Genomic DNA, 18,426 nt, shown 5'->3' on the forward strand with positions numbered 1-18,426 from the left:
GCTTTCCTTCAGTGGGGCTGTGGGTGGCGGGGCAGGGCGAAGTGGAATGTCGCGCCCTGGTTGATAACTCCTTCGGCCCAGACGCGGCCGTCGTGGCGCTCGATAATGCGCCTCACGCTGGCCAGGCCGATGCCGGTGCCTTCGAATTCTTCCATGCGGTGCAGGCGCTGGAACACTCCGAACAGCTTGTTGGCGTAAGCCATATCGAAGCCCACACCGTTGTCACGGATGAAAATCTCGGTTTCGTCCCGCGTCTGTTTCGCGCCGATTTCGATGCGGGCCGGCTCGCGGCCGCGGGTGTACTTGATGGCGTTGGCGATCAGGTTGCGCAGCGCAAGATTGATGAACGCCGGATCACCGATCAGTTTCGGCAGCGTCTCCAGCTTCCAGTCGATCTGGCGGCCGACGTAGTCGGGCTCCATTTCCGTGCGGATGGTTTCTACCAGCGCGTTGAGGTCCACCTCGGACAGGCGGAGCGCCGAGCGGCCCATCTGCGAAAAACTCAGCAGGTTGTCCACCAGGGTGCCGGCGAAGCGCGCGGCATCCTCGATGTGCTGGAGGAAGCGACGGCCGCGCTCGCTCAGCGCCTCTCCCTCGATTTCGCCCAGCAGCTCGGCGTAGCCGGCAATGTGCCGCAGCGGCGCGCGCAGGTCATGGGAAACGCTGTAGGAGAAGGCTTCCAGCTCCTTGTTGGAGCGGCGCAGTTCCCCCGCCAGTTGGGCCAGTTCTTCGGCCTTGCGCAGCACGATGCCCAGTACCGAGGTACGAAGCTCCACCACGGCGTCGACGATCAGCGGCTCCCAGGGGGCGGAGAAACCGCGTACTTCCTCGCGCCAGCGCTCGAAACTATGGCGTGGATTCAACTGGCCCTGGGCGTCGATCTCCTTCGCTGGGCGTCCGGCCCAATTTACCGTGCGCGCTTGTTCCGGGCGGAACCAGACCAGGTAGTGCGAGTGAATCTGTGAAATTGCCACGGCCAGCACGCCGCCGGCATGCTGGGCGAGTTCAGGCAGTTCGTCGATGTCGCGCTTCACGTTGTCGGTCTGGAACACCACCTCGCCGCCACGCTTGGCCAGCCAGTGAATCAGCGCGTTGACCTGCGCGGCTGGCGGGGTGACGCCAAGCAGATCGATCCGCTCGGCGGACACGATCGCTGCGCCGGTGGCCGCGGCGAACTCCAGCATTACTGCGGGCAGCTCCAGCAGGCCGCCGCTGATGCTGTCGTGGTCGGCCATTGCGGAAAGCATCTGCACGATGCGTTGGCGCAGATCGAGCAATCGACGGGTATTTGAATGGGATTCGCGGGACTCGATCTGCAACGACAGCACGCTGCTGAGCAACTCGCAGGCGGTGCGCGTCTGGAAACCGACGGCGCGCGGCTCGCGGTGGTGGCAGGAAATCAGCCCCCAGAGGCGGCCATCGACGACGATGGAGAGCGACATGGAAGCCAGCGTGCCCATGTTGCGCATGTACTGAAGGTGCACGGGCGAGACGCTGCGCAGGGCGGCGAAGCTCATGTCCAGCGGGCGCCCGGTGCGGGGATTGTCGACCGGTACAAGTGGCGAAGCCTGGTAGTTGGCGTCTTCGATGACCCGGATGCGGTTGACCCGGTACAGCTCACGGGCCTGGCGGGGGATGTCGGAGGCCGGGAAGCACAATCCCAGGTACTGCGGATAGCCGGGGTCGGCCGCCTCGGCGATGACCAGCCCATTGCCTTCCGCATCGAAGCGGTAGGCCTTGACCCGGCCGAACCCGGTAATGCGCTTGACCTCCTGCACCGAGCGTTGCAACAGCTCATCGATGCTGTTGGCGTTGTGCAGGCCGGCCACGAAGGCGCGCACCAATGGATAGAAATCGACGTTGGACGGGTTCCCGGGACGCTCCTGGTGCGGCGCGAATTCGGCAATCAGGACCTGATCGTGGCGGTGCACCATCACCGAGGTGGGCTCACCGGCGCCTGGGCTGTGTCGCAGCCTGACGTCGCCGATGTGGAAAGGGAATATTTCGCTGTCGGGCAGGCGCTTGAGGTGTTCGCGCAGGTCGAAGTCATCGGCCAGCAGTGCGGCGAAGTCGCGGCCCAGCAAGTCACTGGCGGGCAGGCCGAGCCAGCGCTGGGCGTTCTCGCTGGCCTGGAGGATACGCAGGTCGGATTCATCCAGTACCAGCAGGAATCCCTGCGGCTGGATGCTGCCGGGCAGTTGGATCGGCTCCTGGGCGCAGCGCTCCATGGCTTGTTCGAGGGCGGTCTCTGCGGCGGGCAAGGTTAGGCACTCCGTTGGGGACCGACTCTGTGAGCCGGAAGTTGGTTGCGGGAATACTCTGTTGGTCCCGTATGAAAGTTTTTCAGTTTGGCCGTATTAGACGCTTTTCGCACTAATGGCCGAGGGCCATTTGTCTAGGCTTTTCCGCTTCGGCAGTCTTCGCGACGCCATGAGCAGCTCAGTCGGACTGGAGAAAAGCCAGCAGGGTAGCTTCCTCGGCGCTGAGGTTCTTGCGCTTGCGCGCCTTCGCTAATCCGCTCAGTTCGCCAGCAAGAAAGGCCTGTATCACCCGCGGATGCACGTAGCATTTGCGGCAGATCGCCGGAGTGTTGCCCAGTTCGTCGGCCACCTGCTGGATGATCGACTTGAGCTGGCGGTTGGCGCTCTTCTCGTCTTCCCAGTGGGTCCTGCGGCAGTGCTCAAGGGCCAGGGTGGTGCCAGCCCAGGTGCGGTAGTCCTTGGCGGTGAACTCCTCACCGGCGTGCTCGCGCAGGTAGGCGTTGATGTCGCGGGAGTCGATCATGTGCCGCTGGTGGTCTGCGTCCAGGTACTGGAACAGCTGTTGCCCGGGCAGCTCAAGGCAACGCCGGAGGATGCGCGCCAGGCGCGGGTGTTCGATGTCCACGCTGTGGCGGATGCCGCTCTTGCCACGAAAGGCGAAGCGAATGCGCGTGCCCTGGACTTCGACATGGCGGTTGTTCAGCGTCGTGAGGCCGAAGGAGCGATTTTCCTTGCGGTAGCGTTCGTTGCCGATGCGGATCAAGGTGCGATCGAGCAGTTCGACCACGGTCGCCATGACCTTTTCCGCTCCCAGGCCGGGCAGCGCCAGGTCCCGTTCTATACGCCTGCGCAGCGCTGGCAGGCTTTCCCCGAAGCGCAGCAGGCGCTCGTACTTGGCGCTGTCGCGGACCTCGGTCCAGCGCGGGTGGTAACGGTACTGCTTGCGCCCGCGCACGTCGCGGCCGGTTGCCTGCAGGTGGCCGAGCGGGTCGATGCAGATCCACACATCGATATAGGCTGGCGGAATCGCCAGGCGGTCGATCCGCTCGATCTCTGTTTCGACGCGAATGCGTTCGCCGCCCGGGTCGAAGTAGGCGAAGCGCCCGCGCAGGCGACGCCGGCTGATGCCCGGCAGGCTGTCGTCGACGTAGTGCAGGTCGGGGGGCAGGTCCAGCAGCTCCGGCGGTGTGCTCATGGCGGCTCCTCGAGGTCTCTTCGGTAATGGATCGCGAAAGGGCATCGGGAGTGCGGTTTTTTTTCATCCGCCGGCGGGATGGCCAAGCTCAGGAGTGCCGATCCTCGACGGCCAGAGGCACGGGCGAGATCAGCCTGGGGTCGCTACCGCCAAACAGGGTGCGCAGGTAATCCTCCTGGATTCGCAGGCCGCGGCGCACCAGCCAGTTGCGACCGCCCGGTACGACGCGCAGCAGACAGTGGCCAAGGAAGCGGGGCGGGGCCGTAAGCAACGGGTACCAAGGCAGGCTGCCGCGGGGCAGGCCGAGTGCGCGTCGCCCCTGGTCGTCGATGAAGGTGCTGGCGATGCTCAGGTGGATCGCCCGGTTCAGGCGCCCGCGCAACCAGGGGAAGTTGGCGTAGTGGCGCTGCAGGGGTTCGTCCACCAGCGCGCAGCCGAGCATGCGGCTGCTCTCGTCCGGCGGTGCCTGGGACAGCAGGTTGTGGTAGAGCGCGCGTATCGCGTCGTTCTCGCTGGCGCACAGCCAGCGCTCCTCGACGCCCATCAACCAGGCGATGTAGCGCCAGAGGTGGCTGATGGCTTCGCGCTCCCGCTGGCTCAGGACTACGCCCAGCATGCGCTGGCCGATCAGGAAGATCGCCGAGAAGGCCAGATAGGTCGCCTGCATGTCTCCCTGGTTGATGGGCAGGCCATGGTGAGCGAAGTCCCATTGCTCCAGGCGCGACACCCGACGTCGCACCAATGCATGCACCAGCCGTACGTGCAGCGTGCTGCGGTAGCCCGCTGCGCCGCGCGCCATGCCCCTTGGGCGGGTGCAGTCGATCCACCATTTGGTGGTCTCGGCGATACGCCGCTGCGGGCCTTTTTCCAGCGCGCCGGTGAGTACCAGGGTACGGTTGATCGCGGAGGCCTGGTATCCGGCCAGCAAGCCAAGGTCGCGCAGCACGCGCATACCGGTCAGCCCGGAAATTCCGCAGGCGCGGGCGCCCTCGTCGAGGCGCTGCGGGTCGACCCAGGCGGGCGGTGTTTCGACACGGGCGAAGAAGGTTCTCAGTGCCTCGGGTGCGTCGGGGATGGCGGCAATGCCCTGGTGCAGCGCCTGTTCATACAACCGCATGCTCTTGCCGAGGCCGACTTCGAACATCCACTCCAGCAGCGCATCCATGGGAGCATCGCCTACCGTGAGGGACGCGCCGATGGCCTTCCAGGTCGCGGTATCCGGCTCGCTAGGGCCCTTGAGGAAGCGCTTGACCGGCGCAGCGGTGCGCCGAGCGCGCTGCAGGTCAGCGCCGTGACGGGTAGGCAGGTCAGTTGCGCACATCGATTCATACCTTGGTTTGGTTGCCGGGAGGATTCGTCGAGTTACGCTATTGCGAGTATTTGCTCGCATTCAACTCGCATTCAACTCGCATCCGACTCGCATCGGGGGATAGGCATGAGGAAGCAACCCAAGCAGCAGCGCGCCAGCGAGATGGTCGCGGTGCTGCTCGAGGCCGCTGCACTGGAGATCGGCGAGCACGGCCTGGATGGCCTGACCACGAACCACGTCGCGCGTCGAGCCGGGGTGAGCGTCGGCTCGCTTTACCAGTACTTCGCGAACAAGGAAATGATCGTCGAGGCCCTGCTCATGCAGCGCGCCGGCACGCTGATGAAGGTGGTGCACGAGCGCGTGACGCCGCTACTGGGCGCGGACATCGGCAGCGTCACCCGTGCGGTGCTGGAGGGCATCTTCCAGCAGGTGGAGGGAGATTCGGCGCAGTGCGAGCTGCTGCGGCATTGGCACCGGCTCAATTCCGCGCCGGTGTTCCATGCCCTGGAGCAGCAGATGATGGAGGTGTGCCGGCAGTACCTGATTCGGCACTTCGACGATTACCGCATCGACAACCTGCCGGCGGTGCTCTTCGTGGTGATCAACTCCGTGCAGTACACCTGCGCGCGTTACCTGAGCGATGCGCAGCCGCTGCTGGGGCGCGAGGAAGTGATCGATACCCTGGCGCGGATGGTTGAAGCCCTGTGCCTGCCGCGCGCTGTGCGGCATCCGTAGGGACGGCTGTCTTCTCCCGGCGAGCCTGCGCATGCAAGGAGTGAGGCAGGGTCCGCCCGTAAAAAAGCCCGGAAGACTCGCGCCAACCGGGGCTTTTCTCAACCGATCAGGCCACGACCGGGATCATCGGATCGGCCGCTGCCAGCGCGGTGGCTCGATCAGCGGCCGGAGGGTAGATCCACACGGTGTTGATCTCGGTCTTGATCTTCTTGCCTTCCTCGCGCAGGAAACGCACCTGGCGGTCCCAGCCTTCGGTGAACAATGCGCCCCAGGCGCCCAGGTCCAGGCAGGTCACGTACTTCTCCTGGCTGTAGGGGATGGGGGCTACGCCCAGCAGGTCGGCGGCAGCGTTGTTGCCGGCCGAGCGGCCCAGGGAGATGGCATGCTGGCAGGTCATCAGCGCGTAGTTGCCGGCGTCGTCCACGGCGGCATAGGCCACGTCGCCCGTGGCGAAAACCGCATCCTGGCCGATCACCTGGAGGTTACGATCCACATGCAGGCGGCCCTGGCGGTCACGTTCGCCGGCAACCTGTTCAGTCAGCGAACTGGCGCGCACGCCGGCGGTCCAGATCACGGTCTTCGCCTCGATGCGTTCGCCGTTGGAAAGAGTGACGCCGCTGTCGTCGATGGATTCCACCGAGGCCTTCAGGCGCCATTCCACGCCCAGTTCGGCGGAGGCTTCGGCCACCACGGATTGCGACGTGACGCCCAGCGCACCGCCGATCTCGGCGCCGCGATCGACCACGACCACCCGTACCTTGGCGTCCGCGCCCAGAACTTCACGCAGGCGCGCGGGCATTTCGGTGGCGGTCTCGATGCCGGTGAAGCCGCCTCCGGCAACGACCACGGTGTTGCGCGCTGCAGATTCCGGCAGTTGGTTCAGCGAGCGGATATGCGTCTCAAGGCGCATGGCCTGGTCGATGTCGTCGACGTCGAAGGCGTGTTCGATGCCCGGCAGGGCGGGGCGAGCAACCTTGCTGCCGCTGGCGAGGATCAGGCGGTCGAAGCCCAGGGTGGCGATCTCACCGCTGGCATCTCGGTAATCCAGTTGGCGCCCGTCGACGTCGATCTGCTCGGCGCTGCCCTGGATGAAGGTCACGCCCACGGCGCCGAACAGGTCGCCCAGCGGCGCGGCCATCTGGTGCACGTTCGGCTCGTAGAAGCGCGGGCGGATGCGCAGTTCGGCCTGCGGGGCGAGCACAGCGACTTCGACGTCGCCGCGCTGGTGCAGATCGAGCAGGCGCGTGGCGCTCAGGGCGCTCCACATACCCGCGAAACCGGTGCCGACGATCAGGATGCGTTGTTTCATGGTCTCTCCGACGAAAGGATGAATTCAGGTTGTAGGGTTCCCGAGTGCCCGACATCGGAGCGGTTTGCTTCCCGGCTTGCCTCGGATAACTGCGACTATATTTGTCGTAGTTATCCGAGGCAATTGTTTTTTTCCCAAACTCCGACCGTTCGTCACCCCTACGGCGGAGGCGGTAGTCCTGCTTCTGTTTGTTCTCTGCACGCTTGGAAGTACTGCAAGCAGGGCTCGGCGGGTTACAATCCCCCTGGTTGCATGCTTAAGTGCTGGTCGGGTGCAGGCTGTAGTTTGATATTTGTGCGACTAAATTAGTCGGAGTTTGTGATGGCTTTATACAGTGCAGGGGTGGAGTACGGCATTCACTGCCTGCTCTTTCTGACGGATGAGAAGGGCGACAGCCGTGACTCCAGCGTGCGAGCGCTGGCGGAGCTGCAGGGTGTGCCCCAGGAATTGCTGGCCAAGGTCTTCACCAAACTGGCCAAGGCTGGGCTGGTAGCAGCCACCGAAGGCGTGCGCGGTGGTTTCCGCCTGGCGCGGCCGGCGGACGAAATCACCGTGCTGGACATCGTCAGGGCCATCGATGGCGACAAGCAGATCTTCGAGTGCCGCGACATCCGCGGCCGCTGCGCGGTGTTCGAAGGTTCGCCGCCGGAATGGGCGACCTGCGGTACCTGCTCGATCCACGCCGTCATGCTGACCGCGCAGAAACGCATGGAAGAGGCGCTGGCCCAGCACACCGTGCTCGATCTCGCACGCCGCGTCGGGCGCAAGGCCCCGCCGGAGTTCGGCGAGGCCCTGGTGCGCTGGATGGATGCCCAGCGCGACGGCAGCAATGCCGTCAGCTAACGCGCATCGCCGCCGCGCGGCTTGTAGAAGACGAACTCGTCTGTCTCGGCCGTGCGGATGTATTCCTTCGTCCAGGACGGCGAGACGTGGCGGTCGTGGAAGTACATCGCGCCGCGCGTACGATCGCCCAGTTGCTGGTTCAGCGCCTTGCGGGCGATTTCCTTGGCGATGTCGTAGCGGTTCTTCTCCTCCACCTGGTCGGAGCGGCCGTCGCACCACCAGGAGAACTGGCAGTGTTTCTGCTCCTGGCCCTGCTTGACCACGCCGCACACGGTGTCGGGGAAGCCACCGTGGCCCATGCGGTTGAGCACCACATTGGCCACCGCCTCCATGTCGGCGCGGCCGCCGCCCTTGGCTTCCCAGTAGAGGGTCCGCGACAGGCAGACGACGGCGTCGTCCAGCGGCGCCTTGCCGGCGGGGTCGACGGCTTTCACTTCGGCCTTGGTGATGGGTGCTGCGGTGGTCACCGCGGTAGCGGGGTGGGCGACCTGTTGTTCCAGGACTTCGCCCTTGGTCACGGCGGCCTGGGCTTTCTCATCGGTGGATGTGCCCAGCTCAGCGGCGATGGAAGAGGGTGCCCAGAGCGCGAGCAATAACAGCGGAAGAAAATGAAGGCGGCACATGATCGAACCTACCTGCGCGACAAAGCCAGTCTGGCCGTTGCGCAGGGCCCTTCCGGCACCTGCGCGACGGCGCCCTTGAGGCTGCTCCCTGGGAAAAGAAAGCGAAGCGACGGCGCCTGGTCGTTGTGACCGCCCTGCACGAACCCGGATTCAATTTTTCAGCCAGACGGTATTACCTGCGCCCCACGACTGACGGGGCCTGGGGCACATGGCGCTGGAAAAACTCGGCCACCGCCTGCAGCACGGCAGGTTGCTGTTCGCGGTGCGGAACATGTCCGCAATCGGGCAGCAGCCTGAGCATCGTCGGTACGCCCGGTATCGAGGTGAGACGCTGCGGGTGGGCGGCCGAGCCGTACTCGTCCTGCTCGCCATGCAGGCTGAGGGTCGGGCACTTTACCTGCGCCAGTTCGGCGTCCAGGTTCCAGTCGCTGAAGTCGTCCGACAGCCAGGTGTCGACCCAGGCGCGCAGCACCCAGAAAGCCTTGTCGCCATGGTACTTCTGCAGGCGTTGCAACTGCCCCTCACGGGCGAATTCCACTTCCGCGGCGCGGATGCCGTCGCGGGTCCGGTGCTCGACGAAGGCCTGCGCCGACTCGGTGATCAGCGCCACGCAGGTTTGCGGATGCCGTGCCACGCACGTCACGGCCATGGCGCCGCCAACGCTATGGCCGAACACCACGCAGCGCTCGAAACCGAAGTGCTGCTGCAGCAGAGGGAAGACGGTGCGTGCTTCCTCGTCGATGAAGTCCAGGGGCAGGGCGCCGGGGTAGCGTTCTGAGCGACCGAAACCGAGGCGGTCATAGGCGATGACCGGGCGGCCGGTGGCGCCTGCGAGGCTTTCCGGGAAATCGCGCCACAAGGTGACGCAGCCGAGCGAATCATGCAGCAGCAGGATCGGCTCGCCAGTGTTCCCGGCGGGTGTCCAGGCCTGGGCGAACAGTTGGCCTTTCTCGCTGCTGATCCAGTGCTCGCGGGTGACGATGGCGGACGGCATGACGTGTTCCTGATCGTGGCAGGGACGCATGGTAGGGCCCTGGCCCGTTCGATGCCAACCATGGGTCCAGGCACTAAGGAAACCTTAAGGCTGCCCGGGGATGATGACGACTCGCGGCCGGGGCTGTCCCGGGCAGTGCTCACACCGGGCCCGGTCGCTTTTTTTGAATCAATAGAGGAGTCCTGCCTTGGACACTTGCCCTGGTCGATTGCGACAGGTCTGAACAGCGAGCCGTCCGGCAGAACCCTGCCACTGTCTCGCTGCGTTGCGGACAGTGGCGATACGCATCCCGCCGCGGGATGACGTCTCACCATTCCCCTGCGGGGCCAACCGGCCCTTCGCTCCCTCGCAATCCACCACCCGAATGCGCGCCGGCATCGCCCGGCGCATGGAGCGGCCGAGCGCCGCAAACGAGGTGGAACATGGATTGGAAAATCTTCCTGCTGCGGGTTGCCGCGGCACTCATCCTGGGCGCCCTGATCGGCGCCGAACGCCAGCTGCGCCAGCGCCTGACCGGCCTGCGCACCAATGCGCTGGTCAGCACCGGTGCCTGTCTCTTCGTGCTGATGACCCAGGCGATGCCGGGGCTCTCGGCCGACGCTCCGCGCATCGCCGCTTATGTGGTGTCCGGCATCGGCTTCCTCGGCGGCGGCGTGATCATGCGCGATGGCCTGAACGTGCGCGGCCTCAACACTGCTGCCACGCTCTGGTGCACCGCCGCCATCGGTGTGCTGTGCAGCATGGGGCTGTTGCTCGAAGCCGCGCTGGGCAGCGTGGTGGTGCTCTGCGCCAACATCCTGCTGCGCGACATCGCCCTGCGCCTGAATCACCAGGACGTGCTGCCGGCCAGTGAAGCGGAGCAGCGCTACGGGGTCGCGATCATCTGCCGCGCCGAAGACGAGATCCAGGTGCGCAGCCTGATGCTGCACAGCCTGGACAGCAGCGAACTGCGCCTGCAATCGCTGCACAGCGAGGATCAGCCCAACCCGGCGAAACTGGAAGTGCGCGCCGAGTTGCTCGGCGGCCATGGCGCCGCCGGACAGCTGGAACGCATGGTCAGCCGCATCAGCCTGGAGAAGGGCGTCAGCTCGGTGCGCTGGCAGCTGTTCGAGCTGGCCAGTGATTGAGTATGCGAGCACTCATGGCTTTTCGTAGGGGCGAGCAAGCTCGCTCCTACAAATGCAGACTTCACCCCGCGCGTAGGAGCGGATTCGGTTCGCGATTGGCGTCAGGCTACTGTGGTTTCATCCTTCGCGGGCGGCACGACAACCACAGCGCGGCGCCGGTGCGCGGGCCTCCTCTGCCACTACGCCGCGCCACCAGCGCTCACCGCTATGCGGTACTTCGATGGCGATACGCTCGCCCATCATCGGCGTGGTGACGGGCAGGCCGCGTTCACCGGCGATTTCCAGCACGCGCTCGAAGGGTTCGTACCAGGCATGCATGGCCAGGTCGAAAGTGCCGTTGTGGATTGGCAGCAGCCAGCGGCCGTTGAGGTCCTGGTGCGCCTGCACAGTCTGTTGCGGGTGCATGTGCACGTAAGGCCAGTGCTCGTTGTAGGCACCGGTTTCCATCAGCGTCAGGTCGAAGCGGCCGAAGCGCCGGCCGATTTCGGCGAAGCCGTCGAAGTAGCCGGTGTCGCCGCTGAAGAAGATGCGCAGGCTGTCGTCCTCGATCACCCAGGAACACCACAGGGTGCGGTTGCCGTCGCGTACACCGCGGCCGGAGAAGTGCTGCGCCGGGGTAGCGGTCAGGCACAGGCCGTCCACCGTGGTGCTCTGCCACCAGTCCAGTTGGCGGATCTTCTCAGCTGGTACGCCCCAGTCGAGCAGGCAGTCGCCCACGCCCAGCGGGGTGAGGAAGACCTCCGCGCGCTCGGCCAGCACGGCGATGGTCGCGCGGTCGAGGTGATCGTAGTGGTCGTGGGAGAGGATCACGCCGCGGATCGGCGGCAGGTCCCGCAGGGCAATCGGCGGTGCGTGGAAGCGCTTGGGCCCGGCGAAGCTGAAGGGCGACGCGCGCTCGGAGAACACCGGGTCGGTCAGCCACCAGCCGCCGCGCAACTTGAGCAGGAGGGTGGAGTGGCCGAGGCGATACAGGCTACGGTCAGGCGCTGAGTCCAGCTCGACCGGAGTCAGCGCGCGCACGGGCACTGGAGCGCGCGGCACGGTGTTCTTCGGTTTGTTGAACAGTACATCCCAGAGCACCCTCGCGCTGGGCTCGGGCATGTCGGCCGGGCGAGGGGTGAGGTTGTGGAAGCGACCTCCGCGCGATTGCGCGGAGTGGTCGTAGTTGCCGATGGGCGCGCGTTGCAGTGAGAGGCGGGGCAAGGCACTGATCCTCTGGAGGCGGAGTCTGTCAGGACAGCACGCTACAGGGTCCGCCGCCAGGGATCATTACCGGCATTTTGATTCAGAACATCACCGGCATCGATACAAGCCGCGCGCCTCGGGAGAGGCCCTGCTGGAGCGAGCTTGCTCGCGAACCGCTGGGCGCCGGAGCTGCCGGGAGACATCGCGGCCAAGGTTCGTTGCCACAGCAAGCGCGTCAATCCAGCTTCGAGAGGATGTCCCAGGCCAGCTTCACCCGCGCCTCGTTGGGGTAGTTGCGGTTGGCGAGGATGACGATGCCACGCTGCTTCGACGGGACGAAGGCGACGTAGGCACCGAAGCCGCCGGTGGCGCCGGTCTTGTTCACCCAGACGTCCTGCTGCGGCGGCAGCGGCTTGCGCAGAGCCTTCACCGGCTGGCTCTCCAGCACCATCGAAGGGCCGTTGTATTGCTGTAGTTCGGCGAGCTTGGGGGGATAGGCATACTGCTCCCAGACCAGGTCCTGGGTCATCGGGCCGACCTGGTAATAGCCGGTGCGGGTGGCATCCACCGCCGCCTGCAACTTGGCACCGAGCTTGACCTCGCCCAGTTGCACCTGGACGAAACGCAGCAGGTCACGGCTGCTGGATTTCACCCCGTAGGCCTCATCGGCGATCTGGTCGGGGTTCACCCGCACGGGCTGGTCGTCCTTGTCGTAGCCCTGGGCATAGACACCCTGGCGCGTCACGGGCACGTCGATATGGGTATTGCTCAGCCCCAGCGGGGCGAAGACATTGCGCTGCATCGCGGTCTTGAACGGCACATCGAGGGCGCGCGCGGTGGCGATGCCGAGCAGGCCGATACTGGGGTTGGCGTACGTCCGCTGGGTGTTGGCGGGGTACTGCGGCTGCCAGGTCCTGTAGTAGTCGGTGAGCTGTTGGGGGGTCTTCACCTCGTCGGGCAGTTGCAGTGGGAAACCACCGGTGACGTGGGTGGCGAGTTGGATCAGCGTTACCTTGTCCAGGGCGCTGCCGCGCAGTTCCTTCAGATAATGCGTCGGGCTGTCCTGCAGCTTGAGCTTGCCGCTGGCCTCGGCGAAACCGGCAAGGGTGGCGGTGAACGTCTTGCTCACCGAGCCGATCTCGAACAGCGTATCGCTGCTCACCGGCTGCTTGCTCTGCTTCGACGCCACGCCGAAATTGTAGAAATGCTGCTCGCCATGGTTGGTGACGCCAATGGCCAGGCCGGCGATGTTCTGTTCGCGCATGACCTGCTGGGCGAGCTTGTTCACCTTCGCATCGAAGTCCGGCGGGGTGGCTTGGGCGAGGTTGGAGAATGCGAGTGCGATGAGGCTGAGCGCGAGGGGAGCGGTCCGGCGCATGAAGACGTCCTGTTGCGGTGTAGAAGGACTGAACCTAGCACCACCTGCTCCGTCGCTCCAGCGGTAGGCGGGGCACGATGCCCCGCCCGGCGTCCATCAACGAATGTTGTTGATGCTGCCTTTGTTGCCGGTGACCTTGACGTCCACCTTCTTGAAGATGAAGTAATCCTGCACGTTCACTTCGTAGCGCGGTGCGACGATCAGATCGGAACCGGAGCTCTTCACGGCCTTGTAAGCGGCAGCGGCCTTGACCGAGGAAACCGGGTCGAAGGCAGCCAGGCTCATGCCCGAACCGCTCTCGGCGCCGTAGGTGACGCCATCGGCGTACTGGCTGTCGCCGCCGAACTTGATGAAGCCGAACAGGATGTTGACCTGGGACTGGCCACTGATCGGGCCGCCGACGGCAACGTCTGCCTTCAGGTCGGTCTTGACGGCACCGGCGATCGGGGCGATCGGCTGGCTGACGTTGTAGCTGGTGCAGCCGGTGGCAAGTGCGGCGACCGAGACGAGTGCGGCGGCGCTCAGGAACTTCTTCATGCTTACTCCTTGTATGCAAATGCCCCTTTTTGCATTGGATTGGGGGCGGCGGCACTGTAGGGCCCCGATGAACGGTTGCTGAATAAGACGAATCTCAAAGGAAGATGCACGTGATTGTCACAGCAAGGCGTCTAGGACGGATATTTCCGCGCCTTCGACCGGCAGCGCTACGCCGAGCCGGCAGCGGGTGGTAGGATTCGCGCCCCATGCGAATATCCGACCTCGACCAACGCCTTGCCGACCTTGGCGCGCTGCCCCTGCATCGCGCCCGGATGCTGCGTGCCTGGCTTCAGGGCAAGGCGCTGGATGCCGGCACCAAGCGGCAGGCGACCGAGGACTTCCTGCCGCTGAGCGTGCGCAACGGCGTGGCGCAGATTGCCGCCGAGCTGGATGCATTGGCGACCATCCAGTCGCGCCACCCGGGCGGCGACAACTCCGAGCGTCTGCTGGTACGCCTGGCCGATGGGCAGATGGTGGAAAGCGTGCTGCTGCCGCGCGGCGGCGTTTGCGTGTCGACCCAGGTCGGTTGTGCCGTGGGCTGCCGCTTCTGCATGACCGGCAAGAGCGGCCTGCTGCGCCAGCTATCCACCAGCGAGATCGTTGCCCAACTGGTGCTCGCGCGGCGTGTGCGGCCAGTGAAGAGGGTGGTGTTCATGGGCATGGGCGAGCCGGCGCACAACCTCGACAATGTGCTGGAGGCCATCGACCGCCTCGGCACCGACGGCGGTATTGGCCACAAGAACCTGGTGTTTTCCACCGTCGGCGACCCGCGCGTGTTCGAGCGCCTCCCGCAGCAGCGGATCAAGCCGGCGCTGGCGCTCTCGCTGCACACCAGCAATGCGGCGTTGCGCGAGCACCTGCTGCCGCGTGCGCCGAAGATTACCCCCGACGAACTGGTGGAGCTGGGCGAGGCCTACGCTCGCGCCACGGACTATCCGATCCAGTACCAGTGGACGTTGCTCAAGGGTATCAATGACAGTCAGGAAGAACTCGACGGTATCCTGCGCCTGCTCAAGGGCAAGTTCGGCGTGCTCAATCTCATCCCGTTCAACGCTTTGGAGGGCGACCTGTATCAGCGACCGGGTAGCGAACGTATCGTCGAAATGGTCCGCTACCTGCACAGCCGTGGCGTGCTGACCAAGGTGCGCAACAGCGCCGGGCAGGATGTTGATGGTGGCTGCGGGCAACTGCGTGCACGCGCCCAGATCATCACCCGCCGATAGCGCCGCTCAGCCTTGAGAAAACCCTTGTACTTCGGGATCGTTTATTCATGGGGCTGCACATAGCGCCGAGTAGCATCACTTCACCTTGAGGCGAGTGTCTGGGGTGTCACGATTGTGCTCACAGTTCCGGGGTGGGAGTTCGCAGGGGGATGAATTTTCGAGAGCAGGTTCTCGTAGGTTTTTAATTGATCAACCAAAGCGCCCGAGACTTATTCGTAGGAAATACTTCGATGGATTTCTATTCTTAATAGGAAATATCCTACATGAGTTGTGGGATTTTATGACCGAGAACGAGTGGGTAAATTCCTAGTATCACCAGGTCATTCTCTGAAGACTTTCAATATCGGAGAGCCACTCTTTCTAACTGGTGCTGCTATGAACTCAAAATCCCTCGTTTTCTCGGCGGTATTGCTCACTCTGGCTGGCTGCGGCCCGCATGAAGGCTCCGGGGCTGGGCCGTCCGCCCATTCGGTCAGCATGCCCGCACTGCCGGTCATTCAGGAGGCGGTGCGCTCCCTGTATCCCACCTTCAATGGCCGAAGCGTTCCCGCCCTTGTCCATCAATTGTGCTCCTTGGCCAATGGTGGCGTTACCGCGGAGCAGAACAGTGCCCAGTTGCGAAAGCTGGGGATCGACCCGACTTCGGTGCCGCATCAGGGGAATGACGCTCTGGCTCTACTGGTCAACGGCAATACGGCTGCTCAGGCTGCGGCCTGTGCCGCCTATCATGCGGTTTCCGCACTGACCCCTGTTGCCCCCGAGGACTTCATGCGGCCCCATGAGATGACGCCACAGGCTGCTCGGAGCGTCGCTGATGCCAGGAAAGTTGCAGGTGAGGAGACAAGGAAAAGTGAAGTGAAGGCGGATTCATCCGTCACACTCGATAGCGTCGCACTGGGCAGACTGATGGATTTGCGGATTGCGCAAAGCCGCGCCAATGCGGACGTCTTTGCACTCATCGCTGGGCGTCTGGCTGCCACGCCGGGCCTGACCGAGAGTGATTACCGGAGCAGTGCTGCCAAACTGTTCGCGGAGCTGGCACCGCGCTATCTGAACGATCTGAAACAGCATATTCCGCCCGCGAGTACCCGGTATCGCCTGGATCGCCTGACTAGCGATCAGTTCTCCTTCAGCTCCGACACCGGCCTGCGTTACGACGTGTCAAAAAGGGAGGGGGTGGTGTTGAAACGCTACGGCCAGCTCTGGCTCGGCCGGGGAGTGATACTTGGCAAGAACTATTATCTTTCGACGACGTTACCCTGATTGATACCAGCCGCTCTTCCCCGTGCAGTGGCCCCGTCGCTCGGGGGGGAGCAGGTCTTATCGCCAGGACTGTCCCACCCTGTGGGACAGTCCTGGCGTTTTCCTTTCTGTTTTCTGTGCGCGCTCGAGCCTTCGCCGGCGACTCGCCTGGGCTGGTTCAGGCTGCCGCTTTTTTACCCGCGAGAGGGGGCACTTCCGCACGCCGGGTAGTAGATGCAGGCAGTACTTTATCTGACTCGGCTACGAAGCGGCAGCCAGTAGGTTCCAACTCCAGTCTGTAGGAGAAATCATCATGATGAGATATCTCCTATTTCTATAAGTGACGATTCAAACGAATCGGCCAGATTTATGTTCTGGTCGTTTATTACGTATTCCGTGCTTCATGCGGAAATGGTCTTAGGAATCATCCTACCTAAGTAATGGGATTATCTGAGTTCATAGGAATTTGCCTCTCCATAACATGCGCTCATCCCGTCTCTTTTCGATTTTTAAACGAGACGATTCCTACGTTTGGCATGAGGGATATTCTTATGAATCGCGTATATCGCAGTATCTGGTGTGAAAAAACAGGGACCTATGTCGCGGCTGCGGAGACGGCCAAAAGTCGGACCAAGACAGGGCGCATCGGTGGTCTGATCGCTGCTGCCCTCATGAGCGTATTCGGCTTCCTGCCCGAGGCGTTTGCGGGAGCGTCGTTCTCCGACACGGGGGCAGCGGTCAACGGCAACAACGGTTCTCGGGCTGCCGGTTCGAGTGGTGGCTGGGGGGCGCAAGCCAACTACCAGGGCCTGGCGATGACGCCTGACGGCGACTGCCAGGACCTCACCGCTACCTACACGACCGGTCCTGGGGCGCTGGGCAACATGAGCAGTCTGTTCAGCAGCCTGGCTCCGCAATACTCAACCACAGTCGATTATGGCTCGCAGGCCAACAAAGGCACGGGATACGTCAACTGGGGCTCGAGCCAGTTCATCGGCGGCACCGGCAACATTGGCAACAACGCCGGCGGTACCGCGGTCAATAACGGATCGACCCTGGCATACGGGTACAACTCCACGGCTATCGGTTGTGCCGTCCGCGCCTATGGCTTCGGCTCCACCGCAATGGGCTTTGGCTCCATGGCGCAGGATTCCGGCGGCATCGCCATGGGCATCTACTCCTCGTCCAAGGGCAACGGCTCGATCGCCATGGGTACCCTGGCTAACGCGGTGGCCGACCATGCGATTGCGCTGGGCTATGGCACCAATGCCTCGGGCGTGGATAGCCTGGCGCTGGGTACTTCCGCCAGCGCAACAGCCGCCAGCAGCCTGGCACTGGGTACTTCCGCCGTCGCCACGGCGGGCAACTCGGTTGCCTTGGGTGCCAACTCCAGCACCACTGCGAACCTTGCCGCTGCCGGTTACAACCCGGGAATCGCCACCTTGTCGGGTGTGGCTTCCGCCACCAACGGCGAAGTGTCCATCGGCGCATCCACCCAGGAGCGCCGCTTGACCAACCTGGCAGCTGGCTCGCAGGCAACCGACGCAGTCAACGTCAGCCAATTGCAGTCGGAAGACGCCAAGGTGGAGAACCTCGCCGCGACAGCCGCATCGGCTCTGAGCACTACCGTGGGCACCAACGGTGCGATCACTGCGCCGAGTTACCTGCTGGCCAAGACCAATACCATTGGCGGAACCAGTGGCGCCGCGACCAATGTGGGAGCGGGCTTTGACAAGGTGGATGGTGCTCTGGGCAAGCTGGATGGTCGTGTGACCCAGAACGCCACGGATAGTGCTGCCAATGCTGTATCGATCGCCGGGCTGGATACCCGCGTCACGCAAAATACCGCCGATATCTCTAGCAATGCGACTTCGATCGCTAGCCTGGGCGGCCGCATGACCACGGCAGAAGGCAATATCACCAGCCTCGACGGCCGCATGAACAACGTCGAGGGCGACATCACCAGCATYACCACCAACCTCAGCAGCGGCACCATCGGCATGGTCCAGCAGTCCGCTGCCGGTGAAAACCTSACSGTRGGCAAGGACAGCGATGGCGCCGCCGTCGACTTCCTCGGCACYGCCGGCGCKCGCAAGCTGATCAACGTGGCCGATGGCACCSTGGCCGCCGACAGCCAGGAAGCCGTGAATGGCGGCCAGCTGTTCAGCACCAACCAGGACGTGGCGCAGAATACTGCGGACATCGCTGGCAATACTGCAGCGATCACCGGCTTGGATGGTCGTGTCACCGGCATCGACAGCCGCGTGACCAACGTCGAAGGCAGCGTAACCAACCTCGACGGCCGCATGAACAACGTCGAGGGCGACATCACCAGCATCACCACCAACCTCAGCAGCGGCACCATCGGCATGGTCCAGCAGTCCGCYGCCGGTGAAAACCTSACYGTGGGCAAGGACAGCGATGGCGCCGCCGTCGACTTCCTCGGCACTGCCGGCGCGCGCAAG

Annotated in this window: 15 protein-coding genes and 1 pseudogene; 7 read left to right on the forward strand and 9 right to left on the reverse strand. The window is 64.1% G+C overall.

Features of this window, described 5'->3' with window-relative positions; translation table 11 throughout:
* Positions 1-8 precede the first annotated feature (8 nt).
* The 3 genes from A9513_RS22850 to A9513_RS22860 all read right to left on the reverse strand — a co-directional run bounded on the left by A9513_RS22850 (position 9) and on the right by A9513_RS22860 (position 4,777).
* A complete protein-coding gene (locus A9513_RS22850) occupies positions 9-2,228 on the reverse strand; it encodes an ATP-binding protein (protein WP_037006885.1) in 2,220 nt (739 codons plus the stop codon).
* A gap of 211 nt (positions 2,229-2,439) precedes the next feature.
* Complete coding sequence (locus A9513_RS22855; protein ID WP_083196194.1) at positions 2,440-3,456, reverse strand: DNA topoisomerase IB; 1,017 nt, start codon at positions 3,454-3,456, stop codon at positions 2,440-2,442.
* An 88-nt stretch (positions 3,457-3,544) separates the two neighbouring features.
* On the reverse strand, positions 3,545-4,777 hold the full coding sequence (locus tag A9513_RS22860; RefSeq protein ID WP_065085664.1) for an oxygenase MpaB family protein: 1,233 nt from the start codon (positions 4,775-4,777) through the stop codon (positions 3,545-3,547).
* A 114-nt stretch (positions 4,778-4,891) separates the two neighbouring features.
* Between A9513_RS22860 and A9513_RS22865 the strand changes: the two genes are divergently transcribed.
* Positions 4,892-5,500, forward strand: a complete 609-nt coding sequence (locus A9513_RS22865; RefSeq protein ID WP_024763822.1) for a TetR/AcrR family transcriptional regulator — start codon at positions 4,892-4,894, stop codon at positions 5,498-5,500.
* A 106-nt stretch (positions 5,501-5,606) separates the two neighbouring features.
* Here A9513_RS22865 and A9513_RS22870 read toward each other — a convergent pair whose 3' ends face one another.
* On the reverse strand, positions 5,607-6,809 hold the full coding sequence (locus tag A9513_RS22870; RefSeq protein ID WP_065085665.1) for an NAD(P)/FAD-dependent oxidoreductase: 1,203 nt from the start codon (positions 6,807-6,809) through the stop codon (positions 5,607-5,609).
* Between the two features lie 321 nt (positions 6,810-7,130).
* On the opposite strand from A9513_RS22870, the gene A9513_RS22875 reads away from it, so the two are divergent.
* Positions 7,131-7,652, forward strand: a complete 522-nt coding sequence (locus tag A9513_RS22875; RefSeq protein ID WP_024763824.1) for an Rrf2 family transcriptional regulator — start codon at positions 7,131-7,133, stop codon at positions 7,650-7,652.
* On the opposite strand, the gene A9513_RS22880 is transcribed toward A9513_RS22875, so the two are convergent.
* Together A9513_RS22880 and A9513_RS22885 are read right to left on the reverse strand one after the other, a co-directional pair.
* Entirely contained in the window at positions 7,649-8,275 is a 627-nt protein-coding gene (locus A9513_RS22880; protein WP_065085666.1) for a cell wall hydrolase, read from the reverse strand. The two genes, A9513_RS22875 and A9513_RS22880, sit on opposite strands and share 4 nt — an antisense overlap.
* 172 nt (positions 8,276-8,447) lie before the next feature.
* Positions 8,448-9,269, reverse strand: coding sequence for an alpha/beta fold hydrolase (locus A9513_RS22885; protein WP_065085667.1), 822 nt, complete (start codon positions 9,267-9,269; stop codon positions 8,448-8,450).
* A gap of 422 nt (positions 9,270-9,691) precedes the next feature.
* Between A9513_RS22885 and A9513_RS22890 the strand changes: the two genes are divergently transcribed.
* Positions 9,692-10,396: an MgtC/SapB family protein gene (locus A9513_RS22890; protein WP_065085668.1), complete on the forward strand. Its 705-nt coding sequence runs from the start codon at positions 9,692-9,694 to the stop codon at positions 10,394-10,396.
* Between the two features lie 117 nt (positions 10,397-10,513).
* Here A9513_RS22890 and A9513_RS22895 read toward each other — a convergent pair whose 3' ends face one another.
* From A9513_RS22895 to A9513_RS22905, 3 genes are all read right to left on the reverse strand, one after another.
* Entirely contained in the window at positions 10,514-11,599 is a 1,086-nt protein-coding gene (locus A9513_RS22895) for an MBL fold metallo-hydrolase (RefSeq protein WP_065085669.1), read from the reverse strand.
* A gap of 217 nt (positions 11,600-11,816) precedes the next feature.
* The gene (gene ampC, locus A9513_RS22900) at positions 11,817-12,959 is read right to left on the reverse strand and encodes a class C beta-lactamase (protein WP_065085670.1); all 1,143 of its coding nucleotides are present in this window, start codon (positions 12,957-12,959) and stop codon (positions 11,817-11,819) included.
* Positions 12,960-13,055: 96 nt separating this feature from the next.
* The gene (locus A9513_RS22905; protein WP_024763830.1) at positions 13,056-13,496 is read right to left on the reverse strand and encodes a hypothetical protein; all 441 of its coding nucleotides are present in this window, start codon (positions 13,494-13,496) and stop codon (positions 13,056-13,058) included.
* A 206-nt stretch (positions 13,497-13,702) separates the two neighbouring features.
* On the opposite strand from A9513_RS22905, the gene A9513_RS22910 reads away from it, so the two are divergent.
* From A9513_RS22910 to A9513_RS22920, 4 genes and pseudogenes are all read left to right on the forward strand, one after another.
* Positions 13,703-14,719 (forward strand): RNA methyltransferase, encoded by a 1,017-nt coding sequence (locus tag A9513_RS22910; RefSeq protein WP_065085671.1) that lies wholly within the window; start codon positions 13,703-13,705, stop codon positions 14,717-14,719.
* Positions 14,720-15,094: 375 nt separating this feature from the next.
* The gene (locus A9513_RS22915; RefSeq protein WP_065085672.1) at positions 15,095-15,982 is read left to right on the forward strand and encodes a hypothetical protein; all 888 of its coding nucleotides are present in this window, start codon (positions 15,095-15,097) and stop codon (positions 15,980-15,982) included.
* 530 nt (positions 15,983-16,512) lie between these two features.
* Positions 16,513-16,626: pseudogene (locus A9513_RS36785) on the forward strand (ESPR domain-containing protein); the annotation flags it as partial.
* Positions 16,627-16,632: 6 nt separating this feature from the next.
* The coding region (locus A9513_RS22920) for a hypothetical protein (protein WP_255302884.1) at positions 16,633-18,426 on the forward strand (1,794 nt) is incomplete at its 3' end.

Origin of the sequence: Pseudomonas sp. AU12215, assembly GCF_001675465.2 — a bacterium.
GTDB lineage: Bacteria > Pseudomonadota > Gammaproteobacteria > Pseudomonadales > Pseudomonadaceae > Pseudomonas > Pseudomonas nitroreducens.

Coding starts and splice junctions, on each gene's coding strand:
- A9513_RS22850 (WP_037006885.1), bottom strand. CDS start 2,228: ATGGAGCGCTGCGCCCAGGAGCCGATCCAACTGCCCGGCAGCATCCAG.
- A9513_RS22855 (WP_083196194.1), bottom strand. CDS start 3,456: ATGAGCACACCGCCGGAGCTGCTGGACCTGCCCCCCGACCTGCACTAC.
- A9513_RS22860 (WP_065085664.1), bottom strand. CDS start 4,777: ATGTGCGCAACTGACCTGCCTACCCGTCACGGCGCTGACCTGCAGCGC.
- A9513_RS22865 (WP_024763822.1), top strand. CDS start 4,892: ATGAGGAAGCAACCCAAGCAGCAGCGCGCCAGCGAGATGGTCGCGGTG.
- A9513_RS22870 (WP_065085665.1), bottom strand. CDS start 6,809: ATGAAACAACGCATCCTGATCGTCGGCACCGGTTTCGCGGGTATGTGG.
- A9513_RS22875 (WP_024763824.1), top strand. CDS start 7,131: ATGGCTTTATACAGTGCAGGGGTGGAGTACGGCATTCACTGCCTGCTC.
- A9513_RS22880 (WP_065085666.1), bottom strand. CDS start 8,275: ATGTGCCGCCTTCATTTTCTTCCGCTGTTATTGCTCGCGCTCTGGGCA.
- A9513_RS22885 (WP_065085667.1), bottom strand. CDS start 9,269: ATGCCGTCCGCCATCGTCACCCGCGAGCACTGGATCAGCAGCGAGAAA.
- A9513_RS22890 (WP_065085668.1), top strand. CDS start 9,692: ATGGATTGGAAAATCTTCCTGCTGCGGGTTGCCGCGGCACTCATCCTG.
- ampC (WP_065085670.1), bottom strand. CDS start 12,959: ATGCGCCGGACCGCTCCCCTCGCGCTCAGCCTCATCGCACTCGCATTC.
- A9513_RS22905 (WP_024763830.1), bottom strand. CDS start 13,496: ATGAAGAAGTTCCTGAGCGCCGCCGCACTCGTCTCGGTCGCCGCACTT.
- A9513_RS22910 (WP_065085671.1), top strand. CDS start 13,703: ATGCGAATATCCGACCTCGACCAACGCCTTGCCGACCTTGGCGCGCTG.
- A9513_RS22915 (WP_065085672.1), top strand. CDS start 15,095: ATGAACTCAAAATCCCTCGTTTTCTCGGCGGTATTGCTCACTCTGGCT.